The organism is Psychromonas sp., from assembly GCF_983033635.1.
Map to the genome: position 1 here is coordinate 1 of NZ_CEZLMY010000251.1, position 3,670 is coordinate 3,670.

The 3,670-nt window shown below is 38.5% G+C and carries 3 protein-coding genes and 1 pseudogene; 2 read left to right on the forward strand and 2 right to left on the reverse strand.

The window, feature by feature from the left end:
- Positions 1-194: 194 nt before the first annotated feature.
- Both AC4GME_RS17965 and AC4GME_RS17970 read right to left on the reverse strand, forming a co-directional pair.
- On the reverse strand, positions 195-1,499 hold the full coding sequence (locus AC4GME_RS17965; RefSeq protein ID WP_490379954.1) for a type II toxin-antitoxin system HipA family toxin: 1,305 nt from the start codon (positions 1,497-1,499) through the stop codon (positions 195-197).
- Complete coding sequence (locus AC4GME_RS17970) at positions 1,499-1,753, reverse strand: helix-turn-helix domain-containing protein (protein WP_490379955.1); 255 nt, start codon at positions 1,751-1,753, stop codon at positions 1,499-1,501. The genes AC4GME_RS17965 and AC4GME_RS17970 overlap by 1 nt, the downstream gene beginning before the upstream one ends.
- A 729-nt stretch (positions 1,754-2,482) precedes the next feature.
- Here AC4GME_RS17970 and AC4GME_RS17975 point away from each other — a divergent pair.
- Positions 2,483-2,971, forward strand: a complete 489-nt coding sequence (locus AC4GME_RS17975) for a hypothetical protein (RefSeq protein WP_490378228.1) — start codon at positions 2,483-2,485, stop codon at positions 2,969-2,971.
- A pseudogene (locus AC4GME_RS17980) lies at positions 2,964-3,670 on the forward strand (hypothetical protein); the annotation flags it as partial. The gene AC4GME_RS17975 and the pseudogene AC4GME_RS17980, both read left to right, overlap by 8 nt.

The following is a 3,670-nucleotide window of genomic DNA, read 5'->3' on the forward strand; positions in this document are numbered from 1 at the left end:
GACAGAAAACTTTCCATTAATTCCATTATTAACAAGCACTTGACGACACGAATCATTTGGGAAAGACAGAAAGACCTGTAAAAACACTCAAAAGAGACACTTACTGCCCAAGAAAAGCAGGCAATAAAACCCTATATTTCAACAGCTTTAATTAAAAACAAAGCTGCTAGACGATGATTACCCCCTCTCCACCATTACAATTTTTTAAGCTGATTTAACATCCCTGAAAATATACTTTCTGATATATTTCGGGGGAAATCATCACCCAACTTAAGTTTAACTTCGTTAATTATATTACTGGTTTCAGCTTTGATTTCACTCATTATCTCTTCCATTTTTGATACTTCAAAACCAACTTGTTTAGCTGTTTCTAAAAAGTGCCGAGGATAAATCTTATTGATATGGTACTTTTTACCTTTTGTTGCCTTTAAACCCATCGCCAATTTCACCTGACGTATATTTAATCCTTTTTTATTCACCACAGGATAAACAGATAAAACGTCATAAAAAGGTGTTAACTGAAATTGACCATCGGGTAAAATGAAAATTGAAAAATTTTTAGCATGTCCATCGGATGCCCCCATCAGCCAAAACAATACCTGCGCTTTCATAAAGTCATACCTATCTTGCGCTGCATTTTTTGAACCTAATAAATGATTCATTATTTGCTCAATACCAGGTCCACCTTGGTTTTCATATTTTAATGCAGATGGGACATTAAGTACTTGGCAGTAATCTTCTTGTGGCCTTCTCATCAACCATTTTTTATCACTCGAGTATTGGCGATCAAACCGCTCAACAGATAGCACCTTCATATCTCGTAACGGCAATATTTCGCAATGCGCTACTGGTAAGCCATAAGCCTGCAACAGCAGCATACATAAATACTCATTCTCCACGCTATCGGACATATCTAAAGAGTAAGAATGGCTTTGTATCTCACCAATTGGCAGTTTAATAATGTGTGAAGTTGGCGTGGAGTTAAGAGGTAAACACCAGCTATTGCTAATATTCAATAAAGCCGTTTTTTCTTGTGCTCCCGCCACAGAGATCCGAAAGTCCTGCTCATCTTCAATCATGCCCAGTGGCATACCAGCACGATAGCCCATCACAATCTTATTGAACTCATCATTACTTAGCGTTTTATAGTCCAACTTATTGACATGGATAGGGATTGCCCCCTTAGGTAACAATTGTAAAGCACCGACACAGTCCCGACCTATCATAGATAGCAAGTCAAATGGTAAAGAAGAGCTTGCTTGGTAACGAGCGACAATGCGGTGCCTAATCTCTAGGTTATCGGGTAGTAGATTATCAAAATAGTTATAAACAACATCACCACGATACTCAAGCTTAGCAAGTGGCATTGATAATGAAATTGGCCGACTTCCGCTTACTCCTAACCAACTATCCGAATAGCGAAAAGAGTGAGCACCACTGCTGGACTTGTTAAACTCACCAACAAAATAACCATTGAGATAGACATCCAAAGTAGCCATTACCACTCCTCTTTCCAGCCTGAGTCGTCATCACTGTTTTTTGTATTTCTAGATGTAATTTCGAAATCTAACTCAAGTGCAGAAAGCAACTTAAAGAATGTTTCCATCTTGATTGAATCAGGCCTCAGTTCAAAGCTTGATACGGTGTCTTGACGAATACCCACTTTTTTAGCCACATCCGTCTGAGATAAACCATTATCTAAACGAATATCCTTTAAGTACGCACTAAGTTGCTTTGTAGTAGATATTTTCATGCCTTACCTTACACGCTATAACAAGTAAATTGAGTATTACACGGCAAAGCGGGTATGGCAAGATTTACACGCTGAAGGAGGTATTGATGTGGATTCAAAGCTTGATACCGTGTCTCACCTAGTGCCCACTTTATTAACCATATCTGCCTGAGATAAATTCTCATCTAAGCGAATATCTTTTAAGTAAGCACTAAGCTGCTTTGTATTAATTAATGCATCTTACACGCTACAACAAGTGAAGGAATCTTTACACGGTGAAACAGGTAATATTTACAAGGTATAACAGCACCAGAGTAGATTAACTAACAATAATCAATGATGCATTTATTAAAAAACTTTTCCTTGTTATAGCCATACTGAAAATACAACCAATATAAAACTGAGATCTATCACTCAAATTTAAAAAGTCTTAATCCACTGTAAATTACACTTTAGCCAATTGATTTACAGTCAGTTGATTCCTCTAAAAACAAAAAAACAAGCACAAGCAACTGAAAATAAAGAGAAAAACACTTGCCACTTTAATAAATAAGCAGAAGTGTTTGTAAACAGAAGTGCTTATAAATATATCTATTAGATATAAAAAACCATTAAAATCAACATTTTGAATTAAATTCAAATTCATATAGGCTGATATCATTCTTCTGAAAAATGCTCATAAATAGAGAGTGCACCATGCAAAAAATCCTTTATGAGCGATAACTGAAACACAACAGATAAGGAGAAAATATGAAGATAAAAAGCATCGCTATCAGTAAGCTCAAATTACGTTACCACCCAACGCTTAGTCAGATAATCAGTGATGATCACTTTGAGCTAGCGACTCCAGTGAATATTCAGACCTTGCCTTTGCATATCGCGCAAACACTGCTTGATTTATCACCTGTCCTGGCCTGCAAAAATCAAGATGAGAATATTGACTGGCAGCTCAGTCCCAACCCCACGTTTGAATTACTCAAACAACACCCAGAGCAGCATAAGCTGCAAGTCAGTGTTCATTACTATCCTGATGAATTAATTGATGAGACGCTCGAGGGAGCATTACTCTTTGCCTCGGCACTTAGTTACCGTGAACACAGTAAGTTACTGAGCAATCTCAGCTATCGCGTCCAACAAGCCAAACCGCTACTTAAACACACTCCCCTTAAGACGCTATTAGCGCAATGGGCAAAGGTAAAACCTTCTGCCATTAGACACATTAAGGAACTAAATGGGTAAAGTCGCCGCGATAAAATCCAAAAACAGAGGTAAAAATGCTGGGGGTGTCATGCCAAACGCCCATCAAACAGCTGTCTCATTAGCGGTTGCGTTTAAAAAATTCAACAAACCGAAGATGCTATCGCACGATAGTCACCGCTCATTATTATTGTTTCTTTATCTATGGCTAACAGATCAGCTAGATAACATCACCAGCATTACAGATATCCCAGACCTGCTTCGTGTCAGCACGGCAGATAAATGTGAAGCACACTGCCTACGTAATTTTAAAGATGGTAATACTTCTTGGACTGAATATGCACAGCCCTATCACACACAACGAGGTACGCTTTATCTTTGGCAGCCGCTGCCCACGCTCCTGCAACCTTTGTTTCAGCCCATTGTATCCTCATTAAGTTATCAAACGCCCATTCTCACTCAACGAGAAAAAAAGCAGTTTTATGAGGAATTACAAACGCGCTGGAAAACACCACTTTTACTGCGCCGTTACCACCGCAATAAACGCGATGTGTTCTTTCGATATTTTTCCTACTGTATTCAAGTAGACTCTGGGTTATCTTCACTCGCTAAAATGGCCTTACTTGGCCCTGAACGACTTCATCATAAAAATGCTACTGCCTATCAAGTAGAGCAAACAGACCGACTACGCAAAAAGATATTTTTAGCGCAAAACCGCTATTTCGAAAGAGTCATCGCCAC